Source organism: Variovorax sp. S12S4 (assembly GCF_023195515.1).
Taxonomy (GTDB): domain Bacteria; phylum Pseudomonadota; class Gammaproteobacteria; order Burkholderiales; family Burkholderiaceae_C; genus Variovorax.
Map to the genome: position 1 here is coordinate 1,786,752 of NZ_JALPKR020000002.1, position 18,766 is coordinate 1,805,517.

Annotated in this window: 18 protein-coding genes and 1 tRNA gene; 8 read left to right on the forward strand and 11 right to left on the reverse strand. The window is 66.8% G+C overall.

What is annotated here, in order from left to right; genetic code table 11:
• Nucleotides 1–132: 132 nt before the first annotated feature.
• From M0765_RS09090 to M0765_RS09100, 3 genes are read right to left on the reverse strand one after another with little or no spacing between them, the layout of a single operon-like run.
• On the reverse strand, nt 133–1,680 hold the full coding sequence (locus M0765_RS09090) for a benzoate-CoA ligase family protein (protein ID WP_258508187.1): 1,548 nt from the start codon (nt 1,678–1,680) through the stop codon (nt 133–135).
• 32 nt (nt 1,681–1,712) lie between these two features.
• Entirely contained in the window at nt 1,713–3,263 is a 1,551-nt protein-coding gene (locus M0765_RS09095) for a 3,4-dehydroadipyl-CoA semialdehyde dehydrogenase (RefSeq protein ID WP_258503240.1), read from the reverse strand.
• Complete coding sequence (locus M0765_RS09100; protein ID WP_258503241.1) at nt 3,260–3,733, reverse strand: DUF4863 family protein; 474 nt, start codon at nt 3,731–3,733, stop codon at nt 3,260–3,262. The genes M0765_RS09095 and M0765_RS09100 overlap by 4 nt, the downstream gene beginning before the upstream one ends.
• Before the next feature lie 199 nt (nt 3,734–3,932).
• Between M0765_RS09100 and M0765_RS09105 the strand changes: the two genes are divergently transcribed.
• From M0765_RS09105 to M0765_RS09125, 5 genes are all read left to right on the forward strand, one after another.
• Nucleotides 3,933–4,883, forward strand: coding sequence for a helix-turn-helix transcriptional regulator (locus M0765_RS09105; RefSeq protein ID WP_258503242.1), 951 nt, complete (start codon nt 3,933–3,935; stop codon nt 4,881–4,883).
• A 128-nt stretch (nt 4,884–5,011) separates the two neighbouring features.
• Complete coding sequence (gene boxC / locus M0765_RS09110) at nt 5,012–6,688, forward strand: 2,3-epoxybenzoyl-CoA dihydrolase (RefSeq protein ID WP_258503243.1); 1,677 nt, start codon at nt 5,012–5,014, stop codon at nt 6,686–6,688.
• 135 nt (nt 6,689–6,823) lie between these two features.
• Nucleotides 6,824–8,251: a benzoyl-CoA 2,3-epoxidase subunit BoxB gene (boxB, locus tag M0765_RS09115; RefSeq protein WP_258503244.1), complete on the forward strand. Its 1,428-nt coding sequence runs from the start codon at nt 6,824–6,826 to the stop codon at nt 8,249–8,251.
• Nucleotides 8,252–8,375: 124 nt separating this feature from the next.
• The gene (boxA, locus tag M0765_RS09120) at nt 8,376–9,665 is read left to right on the forward strand and encodes a benzoyl-CoA 2,3-epoxidase subunit BoxA (protein WP_258503245.1); all 1,290 of its coding nucleotides are present in this window, start codon (nt 8,376–8,378) and stop codon (nt 9,663–9,665) included.
• Between the two features lie 10 nt (nt 9,666–9,675).
• On the forward strand, nt 9,676–10,119 hold the full coding sequence (locus M0765_RS09125) for a MaoC family dehydratase (protein ID WP_258503247.1): 444 nt from the start codon (nt 9,676–9,678) through the stop codon (nt 10,117–10,119).
• A 78-nt stretch (nt 10,120–10,197) separates the two neighbouring features.
• Here M0765_RS09125 and M0765_RS09130 read toward each other — a convergent pair whose 3' ends face one another.
• Complete coding sequence (locus M0765_RS09130) at nt 10,198–10,734, reverse strand: adhesin (RefSeq protein WP_258503248.1); 537 nt, start codon at nt 10,732–10,734, stop codon at nt 10,198–10,200.
• Nucleotides 10,735–10,991: 257 nt separating this feature from the next.
• Here M0765_RS09130 and M0765_RS09135 point away from each other — a divergent pair, with 257 nt between their 5' ends.
• From M0765_RS09135 to M0765_RS09145, 3 genes are all read left to right on the forward strand, one after another.
• Nucleotides 10,992–11,453, forward strand: a complete 462-nt coding sequence (locus M0765_RS09135) for an RrF2 family transcriptional regulator (protein ID WP_258503250.1) — start codon at nt 10,992–10,994, stop codon at nt 11,451–11,453.
• On the forward strand, nt 11,443–12,345 hold the full coding sequence (locus tag M0765_RS09140) for an NAD(P)/FAD-dependent oxidoreductase (protein WP_258503252.1): 903 nt from the start codon (nt 11,443–11,445) through the stop codon (nt 12,343–12,345). The genes M0765_RS09135 and M0765_RS09140 overlap by 11 nt, the downstream gene beginning before the upstream one ends.
• A 48-nt stretch (nt 12,346–12,393) precedes the next feature.
• Nucleotides 12,394–12,469: transfer RNA gene (locus M0765_RS09145), tRNA-Gly, on the forward strand.
• A 58-nt stretch (nt 12,470–12,527) separates the two neighbouring features.
• Here the strand turns inward: M0765_RS09145 and fahA are convergent.
• From fahA to M0765_RS09180, 7 genes are read right to left on the reverse strand one after another with little or no spacing between them, the layout of a single operon-like run.
• Complete coding sequence (gene fahA, locus M0765_RS09150) at nt 12,528–13,850, reverse strand: fumarylacetoacetase (RefSeq protein ID WP_258503254.1); 1,323 nt, start codon at nt 13,848–13,850, stop codon at nt 12,528–12,530.
• 19 nt (nt 13,851–13,869) lie between these two features.
• Complete coding sequence (locus tag M0765_RS09155; RefSeq protein WP_258503255.1) at nt 13,870–14,676, reverse strand: cyclase family protein; 807 nt, start codon at nt 14,674–14,676, stop codon at nt 13,870–13,872.
• A gap of 44 nt (nt 14,677–14,720) precedes the next feature.
• Nucleotides 14,721–15,512 (reverse strand): ABC transporter permease, encoded by a 792-nt coding sequence (locus M0765_RS09160; RefSeq protein ID WP_258503257.1) that lies wholly within the window; start codon nt 15,510–15,512, stop codon nt 14,721–14,723.
• Complete coding sequence (locus M0765_RS09165) at nt 15,509–16,279, reverse strand: ABC transporter permease (protein WP_258503258.1); 771 nt, start codon at nt 16,277–16,279, stop codon at nt 15,509–15,511. Before M0765_RS09165 ends, M0765_RS09160 begins: the two co-directional genes overlap by 4 nt.
• Nucleotides 16,272–17,054, reverse strand: a complete 783-nt coding sequence (locus tag M0765_RS09170) for an ABC transporter ATP-binding protein (RefSeq protein WP_258503259.1) — start codon at nt 17,052–17,054, stop codon at nt 16,272–16,274. The genes M0765_RS09165 and M0765_RS09170 overlap by 8 nt, the downstream gene beginning before the upstream one ends.
• Nucleotides 17,051–17,995 (reverse strand): ABC transporter substrate-binding protein, encoded by a 945-nt coding sequence (locus M0765_RS09175; RefSeq protein ID WP_258503260.1) that lies wholly within the window; start codon nt 17,993–17,995, stop codon nt 17,051–17,053. The genes M0765_RS09170 and M0765_RS09175 overlap by 4 nt, the downstream gene beginning before the upstream one ends.
• Nucleotides 17,992–18,723, reverse strand: coding sequence for a TetR/AcrR family transcriptional regulator (locus tag M0765_RS09180; RefSeq protein ID WP_126746637.1), 732 nt, complete (start codon nt 18,721–18,723; stop codon nt 17,992–17,994). Before M0765_RS09180 ends, M0765_RS09175 begins: the two co-directional genes overlap by 4 nt.
• Nucleotides 18,724–18,766 lie beyond the last annotated feature (43 nt).

Genomic DNA, 18,766 nt, shown 5'->3' on the forward strand with positions numbered 1-18,766 from the left:
GCATTGCTCCTTCCCCGCTGGGGAAGGTGGGGATGGGGGCTCGCGGCGCTGGCAGAGGCCATGCCTTTGCAAAGGCCGCTTGCCCCCACCCCAGCCCTCCCCGGAAGGGGAGGGAGAAAGACAGGGAGCCGCTCATGCCTGCCTCTCCCGCTCACGCAACCTGAACCTCTGGATCTTCCCCGTCGCCGTCTTCGGCAGCTCCTGCACAAACTCCAGGAACCGCGGGTACTTGTATGGCGCCAGCCGTTCCTTCACGAACGCCTTCAGTTCCTCGTCGGTGACCGACTGGCCTTCCTTCAGCACCACAAAGGCCTTCGTCTTGGTCAGCCCGTCCGCGTCTTCCTTGCCGATCACCGCGGCCTCGAGCACGGCCGGGTGCTGCATCAGCGTGGCTTCTACCTCGAACGGCGACACATAGATGCCGCTGACCTTCAGCATGTCGTCGCTGCGGCCGGCGTAGGTGTAGTAGCCGTCGGCATCGCGCGTGTACTTGTCGCCGCTCTTGGTCCAGCCGCCCTGGAAGGTTTCGCGCGACTTCTCGCGGTTGCACCAGTACATGAGCGCCGCGCTCGGGCCGCGGATGTAGAGGTCGCCCACTTCGCCGTCCGGCACCGGGCGGCCGTCTTCGCCGCGCAGCTCGACCTCGTAGCCTTCCACCGGCCGGCCGGTGGTGCCGTAGCGCACGTCACCGGGGCGGTTGGAAATGAAGATGTGCAGCATCTCGGTCGAGCCGATGCCGTCGATGATCTCGCAGCCGAAATGCGCCTTGAAGCGCTGTGCGATCTCACCAGGCAGCGCCTCGCCGGCCGAGGAGCACATGCGCAATGCCACCTGCTCGCGCGCCGGCAGCTTCGGCGAAGCGAGCATGCCCGCGAAGCCCGTGGGCGCGCCGAAGAAGACGGTCGGCTTGTGTTCGGTCCAGCGGCGGAAGGTGGCGTCGGGCGTGGGGCGCTCGGCCATCAGCACGACAGTCGCACCGACCGACAACGGAAAGGTCAGCGCATTGCCGAGGCCGTACGCAAAGTACATCTTTGCGGCCGAGAAGCACACGTCGTTCTCGGTGAGCCCGAGCACCGGCTTGCCATAGAGCTCGGCCGTCCACCACAGGTTGGCATGCGTGTGGACCGTGCCCTTGGGCTTGCCGGTGGAGCCGGATGAATACAGCCAGAAGCCGGGGTCGTCGGAAGCAGTGGGCGCGGCCGCTGCCATCGGCTCGGCGGCGGCGATCAGGCTGTCGAACTCCAGCGCGCCTGCGGGCAGCGCGCCGGTTGGTTGCGAGACGATCAGCGTGTGCACTTCATGCGTGCCGCGGCCCATCGCCTCCTGCAGGCCCGGCAGCAGCGCACCCGACACCAGCGCGGCCTGCGCGCGGCTGTGGTCGAGCATGTAGGCGTAGTCGTCCGGCGTGAGCAGGGTGTTGACCGCGACGGGCACCACGCCGGCATAGAGGCAGCCCAGAAAACTCACGGGCCAATCGCTGCTGTCGAGCATGAGCAGCAGCACGCGCTCTTCGCGCCGCACGCCGGCGGCCTTCAGCGCGGCGGCCAGGCGGCGCGCACGGTCTTCGAGCTGGCCGTAGCTCAGCGTGCCGCGGTCGTCGATGTAGGCGATGCGTTCGGCGCGGCCGCGGTTGAGGGAGAACAGGTGTTCGGCAAAGTTGAATCGTGCGGGCGGGCTCATCATGCGTGTCTCCTTGGGCCGTGTTCTGTTCTTTAGAGGCCGAGTTGCGCGAGCACGCCGAGGCTCGCTTGCACCGCGCTGCGGCGGTGATAGAAATCCAGCGCGCGCAATCCGCCGAGCTCGGCGCCGCCACCGGCGCGGCCGGGGCCGCCGTGCAGCGACATCGGCATCACGTTGCCATGGCCGGTGTGAGCCTGCGCCACCTCGGGCGTGACCACGTGCACGCGTCCGTGGCTGGGCGCAACCGCAACTGCGGCTTGCGCCAGCGCGGCGTCGTCGCTGCCGTAGAGAGACGTCACCAGCGAACCCTGGCCGCGATGCGCCAGCGCGATGCCGTGCGCAAGATCGCGGTAGGGCAGCAGCGTGGCCACGGGGCCGAACACTTCGACATCGTGCACGCGCTGCGCCGCATCGGCATCGCGCGCGCCCAGCAGCACCGGGCCGATGCAGGCGGCCACCGAGGGCTCGGCATCGATCAGCGGCGTGTTGCGGCCGTCATGCAGCACCGTGGTCTGTGCAGAGAGCGCTTCCAGTCCCTCGCTCACCGCATCCAGCTGCGCGCGGCTCACGAGCGAACCCATGCGCACGCTCTCGTTGCGCGGGTTGCCCACCGTCACGCCCTTGAGCTTGGTGCCAATGGCTTCGACGGCGGCTTCATACACCTCGGCCGGCACCAGGATGCGGCGGATGGCGGTGCACTTCTGGCCGGACTTCACCGTCATCTCGCGCACCACTTCGCGCACCAGCAGGTTGAAGGCCTCGCTGCCGGGCGCCTCGCCGGGCAGCAGCAGCGCGCTGTTGAGGCTGTCGGCCTCGATGTTCACGCGCACCGATCGCTCAGTAACGGCCGGGTGCGAGCGGATGACCGCCGCGGTTTCGGCCGAGCCGGTGAATGAGGCGACATCGAAGGGCTGCAGCGCGTCCATCAGGCCGGCCGAGCTGCCGCAGATGACGGAGAGCGCGCCCGCGGGCAGCACGCCCGCATCGACCACGTCGCGCACCATGCGCTGCGTGAGCCAGGCGGTGGCCGTGGCGGGCTTCACGATCACGGGCACGCCCGAGAGCAGCGCGGGCGCGGCCTTTTCCCAAAGCCCCCATGACGGGAAGTTGAACGCGTTGATGAACAGCGCCACGCCATGCGTCGGCACCTGCAGGTGTTGCGACATGAACACCGGCTCCTTGCCGAGCTTCGCCGCATCGCCGTCGCGCAGCGCGCGCACGTCGCCGAGCGCGTCGCCCCATTTGGCGTACTGGCCGAGCGTGAAGATTGCGCCGTCGATGTCGACGGCCGAGTCGTTCTTCACCGTGCCCGAATTCGCGGTCGCAATTTCGTAATAGGTATCGCGGTTGGCCTGCAGCACCTTCACGATGGCAGCAAGCAGCCCCGCGCGCTGACGGTAGGTGAGGGCGCGCAGCGCGCCGCCGCCCTGTTCGCGTGCAAAGGCAAAGGCCGCGGGCAGGTCGAGGCCGGTGGCGTCGACGCGCACGAGTTCGGTGCCCAGCACCGGATCGAAAAGAGGCGTGCCGGCGCCCGATCCGCTTTGCCAGCGGCCTGCGACGTAGTTGGAAAGGAGCTCGGTCATTGGGTGAACTTGATCTGCCCTTCGGGCAAGAGATAGAGAACGAGCGCGCGGCCTTGTGCCACCGTCGGGCGGTGCGCGGTGCCGGGCCCGTAGACGCACCAGCCTGCGGGCCGGCCGTCGAAGGTGGCGCCGGCGCTGCCTTCGAGCGGCATGATCAGGTCGATCTCGCCGTTGGGATGCGTGTGGTGCGGCCCTGCGATGTCCTGCATGTCGACCACGTCGACCGAGAAGCGGTGCAGTGCGTCTTCGGCCTTGAATACGCGGCCGTAGCGGATGCCGCCGCCCTCGCGCTCGCACAGCCAGCCTTCGGCCACGCCGCCGATGCAGGCCTGGCGCAGTTGCTCGAAAGTGGCGGTGCCCGCGCCGTGCGCGGCGTTCAGCCATTGGTCGAGCTGTTCGTCGAGCGGCCGGCCGGCAATTTCGGCGGTCAGGCCGGCAATCAACTGGTGAAATGCTTCCTTGCTGGACATTGGCGGGCTTCCTTTTTGGAGGCTGGCTGGCAGGGGGGCGCCACAGCGAACTTATGAACTACATTGCAGGATCGTTGCGCGTGCAGTATCTTGCTTGTGGTCGAACGATAAGCACCGAGTCAATAGGTGTCAAGCAATATAGTGCATATATGGTGTTTACCCTGAGCGCGCACAATCCCGGCCAAGAACGAGGACTTGCATGAACGAGCATGTAGACGCGGTGCTGTCCACCGCGCACGACGGCAATCACGCCGGCAACGCAGCCGCCGCATCGGCCGGGGAGGCTAGGAACCCATTGCTGGCCGCATTGGGCGACCGCGTGCGCAACCTGCGCGCGCAGCGCGGGCTCACACGCAAGGCCGTGGCCATTTCGGCCGGCGTGTCGGAGCGGCACCTGGCCAACCTCGAATACGGCATCGGCAACGCATCGATCCTGGTGCTGCAGCAGGTGGCCGGTGCGCTGCATTGCTCGCTGGCCGAGCTGGTCGGCGACGTGACCACCAGCTCGCCCGAGTGGCTGCTGATTCGCGAGCTGCTCGAGAACCGCAGCGAAACCGACCTGCGCCGGGTGCGCCTGGCGCTGGGCGAACTGCTGGGTACGGCTTCGGTCGATCCGGCTCGGCACCGCCGCATTGCGCTCGTGGGCCTGCGCGGCGCCGGCAAGTCGACGCTCGGGCAAATGCTGGCCGACGACCTGGAGCTGCCCTTCGTGGAGCTGAGCCGCGAGATCGAGAAGCTCGCGGGCTGCAGCGTGCGCGAGATCCACGACCTGTATGGCACCAATGCCTACCGCCGCTACGAACGCCGCGCGCTCGAGGAAACGATCCAGATCTACAGCGAAGTGGTCATTGCCACGCCGGGCGGCATCGTGTCCGACCCCGCCACGTTCAACGAGCTGCTCGCGCACTGCACCACCGTGTGGCTGCAGGCCGCGCCCGAAGAGCACATGGGCCGCGTGGCCGCGCAGGGCGACACCCGCCCCATGGCGGCCAGCAAGGAGGCCATGGAAGACCTGCGCCGCATCCTGAACGGGCGCGCCGCTTTCTATTCGAAGGCCGATCTTTCGGTGGACACCAGCGGCAAGACGTTGGCCCAGAGCTTCCAGGCGCTGCGGGCTGCCGCGCGCCAGTCGATCGGCATCGGCGCCTGAACTGAAGTTTTGAAAAAAGCGATACAGGCATTGACTTGCCTGTACGCATGCAGCATGATGCATGTCATCGGAACCAGAAGATGCATTATTCTTCCGGTTTGCATCTGGCCCCCACAGGAGACTTCCGTATGACCGAGACCACCACCCTTCAGGCGCCCCCACGCGTCGACTACCGCATCGAGCCCGCGCAATACAAGCACTGGAAGCTCAGCTTCGATGGCGCGGTAGCGCGCCTGGTGCTCGACATTGCGGAAGACGGCGGCATTCGCCCCGGCTACAAGCTCAAGCTCAACAGCTACGACCTGGGCGTGGACATCGAACTGAACGACGCGCTCAACCGCGTGCGCTTCGAGCACCCTGAAGTGCGCAGCGTGATCGTCACCAGCGGCAAGGACCGCATCTTCTGTTCGGGCGCCAACATCTTCATGCTCGGCGTCTCGAGCCACGCCTGGAAGGTGAACTTCTGCAAGTTCACCAACGAGACGCGCAACGGCATCGAAGATACGTCGAAGCATTCGGGCCTGAAGTTCATCGCGGCGGTGAACGGCGCCTGCGCCGGCGGCGGCTACGAGCTGGCGCTGGCCTGCGACGAAATTTTGCTGGTGGACGACCGCTCCTCGGCCGTGTCGCTGCCCGAAGTGCCTCTGCTCGGCGTGCTGCCCGGCACCGGCGGCCTCACCCGCGTGACCGACAAGCGCCACGTGCGCCATGACCTCGCCGACATCTTCTGCACCAGCGTCGAAGGCGTGCGCGGCCAGCGAGCGGTCGACTGGCGCCTGGTCGACGCGGTTGCCAAGCCCGCGCAATTTGCCGCCGCCGTGCAAGACCGCGCCGCGCAGCTCGCCGCCGGCAGCGACCGTCCCGCGGGCGGCAAGGGCGTGGCGTTGACCCGCCTGGAGCGCGAGGAAACCGCCGACAGCCTCAGCTATTCGCACGTCGACATCCAGATCGACCGCAGCAAGCGCACCGCCACGATCACCATCAAGGCACCCGTCGGCACCCAGCCTGCGGACATCGCCGCCATCGAAGCCGCGGGCGCCGCGTGGTGGCCGCTCGCGATGTGCCGCCAGCTCGACGACGCCATTCTTCACCTGCGCACCAACGAGCTCGACATCGGCACCTGGCTGCTCAAGACCGAAGGCGACGCACAGGCCGTGCTCGCATCGGACGCCGTGATGCTCGCCCACAAGGACCACTGGCTGGTGCGCGAAACCATCGGCGCGCTGCGCCGCACGCTGGCACGGCTGGACGTGTCGTCGCGCAGCCTGTTCGCGCTGGTTGAAGCAGGCTCCTGCTTCGCCGGCACGCTGGCGGAGCTGGCCTTTGCAGCCGACCGCAGCTACATGCTGGCGCTGCCCGACGATGCCGAGCGCGCGCCGAAGCTCGTGCTCAACGAATTCAACTTCGGCTTTTATCCGATGGTGAACGACCAGAGCCGCCTGGAGCGACGCTTCTATGAAGAGGCCGCGCCGCTCGACGCAGCACGCGCCGCCGCCGGCAAGCCGCTCGACGCGGACGAAGCACTGAAGCTCGGCCTGGTAACCGCCGCGCCCGACGACATCGACTGGGACGACGAGATTCGCATTGCCGTCGAGGAGCGCGCCGCCATGTCGCCCGACGCGCTCACCGGCCTGGAAGCCAACCTGCGCTTTGCCAGCAAGGAAAACATGGCCACCCGCATCTTCGGCCGGCTCACCGCCTGGCAGAACTGGATCTTCAACCGCCCCAACGCCGTCGGCGAAAAGGGCGCGCTCAAGGTCTATGGCACCGGCGAGAAAGCCGGCTTCGACCTCAATCGTGTATGACCCCCAGTCTTCGCGCACTTCGTGTCGCTTCGCCAACCCCCTTCCAGGGGGCAACGCCAGCGGCCCGGCAAAGCCGGTTCCGCGGCGTTCCCCGCACAGACATCTCTCCAGCAACCCATCGATAAAGGTTTCGCCATGAGCACGATCAACTACAGCGAGAAGATCCCCAACAACGTCAACCTCGGCGAAGACCGCACGCTGCAGCGCGCGCTCGAAGGCTGGCAGCCCAACTTCATCAACTGGTGGGACGACGTGGGCCCCGAGGGTTCGACCAACTACGACGTATACCTGCGCACGGCCGTGAGCGTCGATCCGCAAGGCTGGGCGCAGTTCGGCCACGTGAAGATGCGCGACTACCGCTGGGGCATTTTTCTGAACCCGGGCGACGCCAACCGCGAGATCCACTTCGGCGACCACAAGGGCGAGAAGGCCTGGCAGGACGTGCCCGGCGAACACCGCGCCAACCTGCGCCGCATCATCGTGACGCAGGGCGACACCGAGCCCGCATCGGTCGAGCAGCAGCGCCACCTGGGCCTCACGGCGCCAAGCATGTACGACCTGCGCAACCTGTTCCAGATCAACGTGGAAGAAGGCCGTCACCTGTGGGCCATGGTCTACCTGCTGCACAAGCACTTCGGCCGCGACGGCCGCGAGGAAGCCGAGGCTCTGTTGCAGCGCACCTCGGGCGACCAGGACAACCCGCGCATCCTGGGTGCCTTCAACGAGAAGACGCCTGACTGGCTCGCGTTCTTCATGTTCACCTACTTCACCGACCGCGACGGCAAGTTCCAGTTGGCCGCGCTGGCCGAGAGCGCCTTCGATCCGCTGGCGCGCACCACCAAGTTCATGCTGACCGAAGAAGCGCACCACATGTTCGTGGGCGAAAGCGGCGTGTCGCGCGTCCTGGCGCGCACCGCGCAGGTCATGAACGAGCTGAAGACCGACGATGCGCAGAAGGTGCGTGCCGCAGGCGCCATCGACCTGGGCACGATCCAGCGCTACCTGAACTTCCACTACAGCGTGACCATCGACCTGTTCGGTGCCGACCAGTCGAGCAACGCCGCCATCTTCTACAGCTCGGGCCTGAAGGGCCGCTACGAAGAAGGCAAGCGAGGCGACGACCACGTGCTCAAGGGCCAGACCTACAAGGTGCTCGAGGTGAAGGACGGCCAGCTCGTCGAGAAGGACGTGCCGATGCTCAACGCACTGAACGAAGTGCTGCGCGACGACTTCATCAAGGACTCGGTGGCCGGCGTCGGCCGCTGGAACAAGGTGCTCGAGAAGGCAGGCATTCCCACCCGCCTGGTGGTGCCGCACAAGGCCTTCAACCGCCAGATCGGCGCGCTCGCCGGCATCAAGATGTCGCCTGAAGGCCGCGTGGTGAACGAGGTCGAATGGGCCGCCAAGAAGAACGAATGGCTGCCGAGCGCCGAAGACTTTGCTTTCGTGGCATCGTTGATGGGGCGCGTGGTCGAGCCGGGCAAGTTTGCCGGCTGGATCTCGCCGCCGGTGATGGGTATCAACCGCCAGCCGGTGGATTTCGAGTACGTGCGTTTCGGCTGATTGGGGTATTACTCCCTCTCCCTCGGGGAGAGGGCAGGGGTGAGGGTAGGCGGCGTCCCCACGACAAGCTGCCGCCCCCTCACCCTGACCCTCTCCCCAAGGGGCGAGGGAAAGGAGAAAAAACATGGACATGGCCGTTGAAGCCGGGGTCATCAAGCAGCACCTGATCGACCCCGAGATCTGCATCCGCTGCAACACCTGCGAGGCCACCTGCCCCGTCAACGCGATCACGCACGACGACAACAACTATGTCGTTCGCGCCGACATCTGCAATGGCTGCATGGCCTGCATCTCGCCGTGCCCCACGGGCTCGATCGACAACTGGCGCACGATGCCCGTGGTGCGCGCGTACTCCATCGAGGAGCAGTTCACCTGGGAATCGCTGCCGGCAGAACTCTCGCCCGAAGAACTCGAAGCCGCGGGCGGTGCCGCCGACAGCGGCGATGAAGCCGCACCGGCCACAGCGCCCGTGCCGGCGCAAGCGCAGGCCGCCGCGGAAGCCGCCGAGCCTGTCTTCAATTCGGCCCAGTACGGCGCCACCGTGCCGCCTTGGTCGGCCGCGCACGCCTACACCAACCTCTTTCCGCCGAAGTCTCCGACGACGGCCACCGTGGTCGGCAACTTCAACTGCACCGAAGCGGGCTTCGACAGCGAGACGCACCACATCGTGCTCGACTTCGGCGTGGTGCCGTTCCCGGTGCTCGAGGGCCAGTCGATCGGCATCGTTCCGCCGGGTGTCGATGCCATCGGCAAGCGCCACCATGCGCGCCAGTACTCGGTGGCCAGCCCGCGCAACGGCGAGCGGCCCGGCTACAACAACGTGTCGCTCACCGTGAAGCGCGTGACCGAAGACCACCAGGGCGACCCGGTGCGCGGCGTGTGCTCCAACTATGTGTGCGACCTGAAGGTCGGCGACACGGTGCAGGTGGTGGGGCCTTTCGGTACCTCGTTCCTGATGCCGAACCATCCCAAGTCGCACATCGTGATGATCTGCACCGGCACCGGCAGCGCACCCATGCGCGCCATGACCGAATGGCGCCGGCGCCTGCGCAAGAGCGGCAAGTTCGAAGGCGGCAAGCTCATGCTGTTCTTCGGCGCGCGCACCCAGCAGGAGCTGCCGTACTTCGGCCCGCTGCAGTCGCTGCCCAAGGACTTCATCGACATCAACCTTGCGTTCTCGCGCACGTCGGGAAGCCCCAAGCGCTACGTGCAGGACCTGATGCGCGAGCGCGCCGCCGACCTGGCCGCGCTGCTGAAAGACGGCGCGAGCCATTTCTACGTGTGCGGCCTCAAGAGCATGGAAGAGGGCGTGGTGCTCGCATTGCGCGACGTGGCGAAGGAAGCGGGCCTGGACTGGGACACCGTGGGCGCCGCACTGAAGCGCGAAGGCCGGCTGCACCTGGAGACGTATTAAGCTGCGGCGGATGAAGTTCGCCGACTTTCACGCGGGGCAGGTCATCGAGGCCGGGCCTTACGTTGTTTCCGAGGCGGAGCTCGTCGAGTTTGCGCAAGCGTACGACCCGCAGTGGTTTCACACCGACGCAAAGGCTGCGGCCAGCAGCGCGTTTGGCGGACTCATCGCGAGCGGGTGGCACACCTGCTCCATCGCGATGCGCCTGGTGGTCGATGCCGCCCTTGCGGGCTCCGAGTCGTTCGCGTCGCCGGGGCTCGAACATGTGCGCTGGCCCCATCCCGTGCGGCCCGGCGATGCCTTGCGGCTCGTGGCCGATGTCATCGAGGTGCGGCGCTCCGAAAAACGGCCTACGCTGGGCATCATGCGCTGGCGCTGGCGGCTCTTTAACCAGCGCGAGCTGATGGTGCTCGACGTGGAAGTCACGAGCCTATTCAGGCTTGAAGCGACCGGCTGACGCTCCATGAAGAAAAGCCCGCAACGCCTGGGCGCTGCGGGCTTTCTGGCCGCTAGCGGCCTTCGAGTGCGAAGCGGGTTACCTCGTCACGTCGACCGCGCCCGAGCCCTTGGCCTTGCCACTGGCCTTCGCGTCCACGCCGGCACCCGAAGGCTTCACCGCGCCGCCGGCCGAGCCCACCGCACCCGTCGCGCCGTTCAGCGTGCCGCCGACCGTGTTGGTCACACCGCCGGCTGCATTGGTTGCGCCTCCCACCGCGCCAGTGGCACCACTCACGGCCCCGGTGGCACCGCCTACCGTGTTCGTTGCGTTACCTACGGCACCCGTTGCACCGCCGACCACGCCTCCGAGCGTATTGCCCAGGCCGCCCGCTGCGCCGCTGGTGCCACCGCCGGCATTGCCGCTGGCAGAGGTGCCCGCCGTTGCGGCCGTTCCCGCCCCTGCACCTGCACTGCCCTGGGCCGGTGCGGTCTTCACCGCGCCCGACGTGTTGACATCGGCATTCACGCCTACACCGACTCCAACGCCTTGTGCCTGTGCAAAACCGCTCAGTGCGAGCAGGCTTGCGAGCAAGGCGCCGACGACGATGGACTTGTGTTGTTGTTGCTGCTTCATAGGTAACTTTTCCTTTCGATTGAATGGTCGGATGACCAGAACCGGCTTTGGGCCAGTTCGGTCGCTACCGTGACCACACCGGCATATGTCGCCGTGTGCGAAGCAGTCGCTCACTTGCGTGGGACGCCTCCGTCAGCGAAAAAGAGGGCTCGCGCGTTAACCCCGCCGCGTCCCTCGCAGATCCACAACCGTTCGATCCGTAGGGGCAAATCGCCTTCATTTCGGTATGCTTCATTTCACGCAACTAATAATGTTGCATGAAACGAGACAACAAGCTTTCCGCAGTTCTCCACGTGCTGCTGCACATGGCCGAGACGGACGGGCCCGTCACCTCCGAATCGCTGGCCGTGGCCATGCACACCAACCCGGTTGTGGTGCGGCGGGTCATGTCGGGCCTGCGGCAGGCGGGCTTCGTGAGCTCGGCCAAGGGCCATGGCGGCGGGTGGGTGCTGTCGTGCTCGCTGGCCGCGGTCACGCTGGGCGACATTCACAACGCGGTCGGCTCGCCCGCGCTGCTGGCCATGGGCAACCGCACCGAGAGCCCCGGCTGCGTGGTCGAGCAGGCGGTGAACGCCGCGCTCGACGGCGCCTGCCAGCAGGCGGAGGCCTTGCTGCTCAAGCGTTTCAACAGCATCACGCTTGCCGACTTGTCGAAAGACTTTCATCGCCGCATGACGGGCGGCGGCTTCACTCAGAAGGACATCGAACATGCGCTATGACGCTCTGGTCGTGGGCGGCAGCTTTGCCGGCCTTTCCGCTGCAATGCAGCTTGCCCGTGCACGCAAGAAGGTATGCGTGGTCGATGCGGGCGCGCCGCGCAACCGCTTTGCCGCAGCCTCGCACGGCTTTTTCGGCCAGGACGGCACGCCGCCGCTGAAGATGATTGCCGATGCGCGTGCCAAGGTGCTGGCGTATCCGAACGTCACCTTCATCGAAGGGAGCGTGGCGAGTGCCCATGCCGATGGTTCGGGCGGATTCAATGCGTCCCTGGAAGGCGGCCGGCAGCTATCGGCCGGCAAGATCGTTCTGGCGTTCGGCGTGCAGGACGGCTTTCCGGACATTGCAGGCGTGCGCGAGCGCTGGGGCACCAGCGTGCTGCACTGCCCCTATTGCCACGGCTATGAGTTCAGCGGCAGGCAACTCGGCATCCTGCTCGAGAGCCCGCACCCACCGGAGCACGCAATGCTCATCGCCGAATGGGGGCCGGCCACGCTGTTCCTGAACGGCAACCACACGGTCGACGACGAAGTGCACGCCAAGCTGCAGGCGCGCGGCGTGACGATCGAAACGGGTCGCGTCGTCGCACTCGAAGGGCCGGGGCAAGAGCTTTCGGCCGTGCGCCTCGAAGGCGGCCGCTTCGTGCCGCTCGACGCGCTGTTCCTGGCGCCCCGCACACGCCCCGGCAGCCCGCTGGCCGAGCAGCTGGGCTGCGCTTTCGACGACGGCCCGTTCGGCCCGGTGATCCGCACCGACGCGATGAAGATGACCACGGTGCCCGGCGTTTTTGCCGCGGGCGACGCCGCCATGCTCATGCACAACGCCACGCTGGCCTCCGCCGACGGCGTGATGGCGGGGGTGTCTCTGCACAGGTCGCTGGTGTTCGAAACCTGACCCCGCCAAAACGGCCCCAAAATCCCTCTATAATTCGACTCCTGAAATGCGGGAATAGCTCAGTTGGTAGAGCGCAACCTTGCCAAGGTTGAGGTCGAGAGTTCGAGACTCTTTTCCCGCTCCACATTTCTAGCAAAAGGCCACCTCACCGGTGGCCTTTTCTTTTGGGCGCTGCAAAGTTTTCAGCCCCGTGCCGGCAGCACCGTCCCCCGGCTTTCGCCGAATCCGATGCGCGCATGCCCCGGCTTCTCGCACCAGCCGCGCAGCAGCACCGCATCGCCGTCTTCCAGAAACCCGCGCTGCTCGCCGTTGGCCAGCGTGACCGGGCTTTGCGCGGCACGCGTCAGTTCGATGATTGCGCCGGCCTCTCCCGGCCCCGGCCCCGAGATGGTTCCGCTGCCGAACAGGTCGCCCGGGTTCAGGCTGCAGCCGCCCACGGTGTGGTGCGCCACCATTTGCGCCACGCTCCAGTACTGGTGCTTGAAGCTCGTGCGCGACAGGCGGGAAGGGCCGCTCTTGTCGCTCCGCGCCTTCTCGCTTTCGAGCCACACCTCGAGCCGGATGTCGATGGCGCCGCTTTCGCGGTTCGCTTCGTTCTCCAGGTAGTCGAGCGGCTGGGGCTCGTTTGCAGGCCGCGTCCAGGCCTGGCGGTACGGCGCGAGCGCCTCCATCGTCACGATCCACGGCGAGATGGTGGTCGCAAAATTCTTTGCCAGAAACGGCCCGAGCGGCGCCATCTCCCAGAACTGGATGTCGCGCGCCGACCAGTCGTTGAGCAGACAGATGCCGAAGATGTGTTCTTCCGCATGCGCGAGCGGAATGGGCTCGCCCGCCGCATTGCCTTCGCCGATCCACACGCCGAGCTCGAGTTCGTAGTCGAGCCGTGCGCAGGGGTGATACGTCGGTGCCTTGGCGCCCGATGCCATCGTCTGGCCCATGGGGCGGTGAAAGCGCTGGCCGCTCACGCCGATGGTCGACACGCGCCCGTGGTACGCCGTCGGAATCCAGCGGAAGTTGGGTGTCACGTCGCCATCGGGGTTCATCAGGCGGCTGATGTTGAGCGCGTGGTCGATGGAGGTGTAGAAGTCGGTGTAGTCGCCGATGCGCGCGGGCACCGTGTACTCGACCTCGGCTTGCGGCACCAGGCATTCGCGCACGGCGTTTCTCGTTGCGACCGGTGCGTCGCCCCGCAGCAATGCGAATACCGCGTGGCGCAGCGCCTGCCATGCGGCGCCGCCGAGCGCGAAGAAATCGTTCAGCGCCGGCAGTGCGGCGGCTCGGGCCGCATCGAGTGCGAGTCCGTCGAGCAGCTGGCGCGCCGAAAGCGCCGCCATGTCGAGCACCTGGTCGCCAATGGCGATACCGCCTCGAAACGGCTCCGGGCTGCCCGCGCGGCGGAACACCGCAAAGGGCAGGTTCTGGATCGGAAAGTCTGTTTCGGCGGCATTGGCCGAGTCGAGCCAGCTCCTCGCGGCGGCGTCATGCGTGTGGTTGAGCGCAATCATTTGTCTTGCTGCCCCAGGTTCAGACCGATGCCATCAGCGCATCGTCGAAGATCGCGACCGCGCGCGTCCAGCCCGCCGATGCGCCGCGGATCTTGTGCGGAAAGCAGCTGATGAAGAATCCCGTGGGCGGCAGCACCTCCAGGTTGTGCAGCTTCTCGATGTGGCAGTAGCCGATGTCGCGGCCGGCCTTGTGGCCTTCCCAGATCAGCGAGGCGTCTTTCGTTTCGCCGTACTTCTTGGCCGTGTGCACAAAGGGCGCGTCCCAGCTCCACGCATCGGTGCCCGTCAGGCGCACGCCGCGCTCCAGCAGGTACATGGTGGCTTCGTAGCCCATGCCCGCACCGGCCGACACGTAGTCGGCATGGCCGTAGCGCGAACCCGCGCGCGTGTTCACCACCACGATCTCCAGCGGGCTCAGCGTGTGGCCGATGCGCTTGAGTTCGGCTTCCACGTCCTCTGCGGTGACCACATAGCCATCTGCAAAGTGGCGAAAGTCGAGCTTCACGCCCGGCTGAAAGCACCATTCGAGCGGCACGTCGTGAATGGCAATGGCCGGCTTCTTCTCGCCCAGCGCCTTGTCCATCGTGGAGTGAAAGTGATAGGGCGCATCGAGGTGCGTGCCGTTGTGCGTGGAAAGCTGCACCAGCTCCACGGCCCAGCCTTCGCCGTCGGGCAGGTCTTCCTTCTTGAGGCCCGGAAAGAAGGGCTCGATCTGCTCGTACGTTTGCTCATGCGTGAAATACTGGATCTTCGGCGCGAAGGCGGGCGGATCGGAGAGCACATCGTTTTCGAGAAAGATCGACAGGTCGACAAACTTGCGTGGCATGGCGGGGCTCCTTGCAGGGTATTGATGTTGGCGTGAAGGGTTCGTCAGGGCTGCTGCCAGCGCAGCAGCCGCTTCTCGGCAAAGGCCAGCAGCGCGTTGCTCACAAAGCCGATGAGCCCGAGCAGCACGATGCCGGCGAAAAGATCGCTGGCGCGAAACGCGCGCGCCGCGAGAAGAATTGCCTGGCCCAGCCCGCTTTGCGAGGCGATCATTTCGCCCACGACCGCAACGATGAGCGCAATGGTCAGCGCGAGCCGCATGCCGGCCAGGATGTCCGGCATGGCGTTGGGCAGGCCCATCTTCCAGACGAAGGCCGCGCGCGACATCTGCAGGCAGCGCGCCACTTCCGAAAGCCGCGGTTCCACGGCCGCAAAGCCGTGCACCGTGGCCAACAGCACCGGCCACATCGCGCCAAAGGCCACCACGAAGAGCACCATGCCCGGGTTCAGCCCGAAGATCGAGATGGCCAGCGGCAGCAGCGCCGAGGCGGGCAGGGGGCGAATGAATTCGAGCGTCGGCTGCACCCACGCGCGCACCGCGGGCGACACGCCAATGGCCGCGCCCAGCACCACGCCGAACAGCGAGGCCAGCAGCCAGCCTTGCAGCATGCGGCCTACCGTGGCCTGCGTGAAGCCGAGCAGTTCGCCGTTGCCGTTCGCATCCGAAAGGTTGAGCCCTTCGAGCAGGCTCGCAAAGGTGGCTTGAGGCGTGGGCAGGAACACGCGGCTCACCCAGCCGGCGTTGCTGGCAACCCACCACAGCGCGACGAGCGCGCACAGCACGGCGACGGAGCCGAGCCATTCCGTGCCGATGCGGCGGCGGCCGGCCTCGTTCATGGCAGCACCCCCATGCGCCGTGCCACCACGCGCTGCAGCAGCACCATGCCCGCATTGATCGCAAAGCCCACCACGCCGATCCAGCCAAGCCAGGCGAGCATCAGCGCCGGGTCGAAGCTTTGCTGCGCGATCATCATCGCGTAGCCCATGCCGTGCGGGTTGGCCGCAATCTCCACCGTCACGGCCACCACCAGCGCCACCGCCACGCCGAGCCGCAGCGCGACAAACAGGCGCGGCACGATGGCCGGCAGCACGATCTTGAAGGCGCGCTCGCGCGGCGACAGCCCCAGCACGCGGCTCACTTCGAGCAGCCGGGGCTCGATCTGCTGCACCGCTGACTGCACCAGCACCAGCAGCGGCCAGAAGGTGGCGAACGCAACGATGGCCAGCTCCATGCGCACGCCGAAGCCGAAGGTCAGCATTGCGAGCGGGATCAGCGCCACCGAAGGCACCGGCCGCAGCACTTCGATGGACAGCGAACCGAGCTGCGCCGCGCGGCGCGAGAGCCCGATCACCAGCCCGAGAGCAATGCCGAGCACCGCGCCCAGCAACAGGCCGAGCGCGGCCGTGCCCAGCGTGAAGCCCGTGGCCTGCCACAGCGAGCCGTCGAGCGCCGCGCCCATGAAGGCCTTGGCCGCGGCACTTGGCGGCGCGAGCGCATCGCTGCCCAATGCGGCCGCGCGGCGTGCGTACCACTCGAAGGCGCCGACCAGCGCGGCCGGAAAGACCCACGGCCGCAGCCAGCGAAAGAAGCCGTGTTCAGTCATGGCCCTGCTCGATGAAGGCAAACAACTCGCGACGCAGCCGCAGATATTCCGGGTGCTCCTTGGTCGTGAGCTGGTCGCGCGGGCGCGGAATCTTCACCTCGATCATCCGCGCCAAGCTGGGCCGCCCCGGCCCGGGGTTGGCTTGCAGCGCAATCACGCGGTCGCCCAGGTAGATGGCTTCTTCCAGGTCGTGCGTGACGAACAGCACCGTCAGCCCGTCGTCGCGCACCAGCCGCGCAAGCTCGTCCTGCAGGCTCTGGCGCGTGAGCGCATCGAGCGCACCGAAGGGCTCGTCCATCATCATGAGTTCGGGCTTTTGCGCCAGGCAGCGGGCAATTTGCGCGCGCTGCTGCATGCCGCCCGAAAGCTGCACCGGAAACTTCTGCGCATGCTTTGCAAGGCCCACCTTGCCGAGCACGTCGGCAATGCGCAGCGCACGCTCGGCCGCCGGCACGCCGGCGGCCTCGAGCGCCAGGCTCACGTTGCCCTCGACGGTGCGCCAGGGCAGCAGCGCGCGGCCGTAGTCCTGGAACACGAAGGCCACTTCGCGCGAAGGCTCCGTCATCTTCACGCCGTTGCGCCGCACCTCGCCGGCGCTTGCGGTGACAAGGCCGCTGGCCGCGCGCAGCAGCGTGGTCTTGCCGCAGCCGCTCGGGCCGACGATGCAGACGAACTCACCGCGTGCCACGTCGAACGAAGTGGGCGACAGGATCTCGCGTCCGCCGAGCCGGATCGCGACGCCATCGAAGCGAAGGAAGTCGGCGGCAGCGTTCACTTGGCAATCAGCTTTGCAACGTCGATGGAGGTCTTCAGCATGTCCTGGTCCTTCATCAGGCCGACCCAGTAGCCCAGCTGCTTTTCGTTCACGGTGGCGCCCGGCGGCGAGATCTGGATCTTCGCGAGCACCTCGGGCGGCAGCTTGATGTACTTGCCGATGGCCGCGCGCACCTTGGCGTCGTTCTTCGGCTGCTGCATGAAGGCCGCGGCCTCGACCAGAGACTCGCGGAACGCGCGCGTGGCACCCGGGTTCTTTGCCACCCATTCGCGCTTGGCCGCATGCACGATGGTCTGGTTGTTCTCCGGCAGGAAGGTGGAGTAGTACGAGGCCACATAGCCCGCGCCGCTTTCGGTGATGCGGCTCATGAATGGGTCGGCCGACACCACCGCATCGACCGAGCCGCCGCGCAGCAGGTCGGCATGCTGCGGAAACGACGCCTCGACGAAGTTGACCTTGCGGTAGTCCACGCCGCTGTCCTTGAGCCAGGCGCGAAAGGTCACGTGCAGGAACGCGCCGAGCCCCGGCACGCCGATCTTCTTGCCCACGCAATCCTGCGGGTTCTTGATGCCCGAGCCCGCGCGCGCCACCAGTCCGAAGCCGGTGATCGTCTTCGATGTGAGCCCGCCGCCCGCGACCAGCACCAGGTCGAGCCCGCCGTCCACCGCCTGCAGGAACACCGAAGGCGTGGGCCCGCCGATCTGCAGCGAGTCGGACTGCAGCGCCGCCGGAATGGTGGAGTTGAGCGGAATGAACTTGAGTTCCACCTCGAGGTTGCGCTTCTTGAAGTAGCCCTCTTCGGCGGACACGAACACCGAGGCGAAGTCCGACACGGCCGTGTAGCCGAACACGATCTTCGGGTTCGATTGCGCGCGCGAAGGCAGGGCCGCGGCGGCCGATGCGGCGCCCAGCACCGACAGCAGGGTGCGTCGTTTCATCATGTCTTTTGTCTCCTGGGAGTGGTGGTTTTCTTTGGCGGAGCCTTCGGCCGCGGCAGCGCTGCACGCAGCCCGCCGACGATGAAGTTCACGAGCATTGGCGTGGCCGCAGGATCGCTGCGCACGTTCTCGCCGTGCGACAGCCGTTCGATGCGGCTGTCGTTCAGGTGATGCAGCAGCGCGCCCAGCGCGAACTGGTAGGCCCACGCCACCTGCCCGCGCGTGGCGTGCGGCATGGCAAGGTGCAGCGCGTCGATGTACGCCTCGGCCAGCGGATCGAAGTAGCCGCGCAACACGCGGTCGGCTTCCTCGGTGGCGTGGTAGAGCTCGCGTGCCACCAGCAGTGCGTAGTACTCGCCCTCGGCACTGGCGCGCAGCGCGAGCACCGGGCCGGTGAAGGCTTCGATGATGCGCGGCAGCGTGCGCAGGTCGGCCGGGTCGATGTGCACCGCCTTGAGGCCCGCGAGCCGCTCATCGATGCTGTGGCTCCAGTGCTCGAAGATCGCGTGGAAGAGCTCATGCTTCGGGCCGTAGTAGTAGCCCACCAGGGCCAGCGGCACGCCCGCTTCTTCCGCGATCTGGCGGATCGTGACCGCGTGATAGCCGTGCTGCGCAAAAAGTTTTTCCGCCGCCAGCAGGATGGCCTGCCGCCGGTCGGGCCGGGTGGCTTCGGCCACGGTGGCCGCGGCCCGGTGGGCGCTTCGTTTGGCGGGCGGGGTCCGGGTGTTCATCGGGCGTATTGAACGTCTGTACAAAACTATTGAACACACGTAC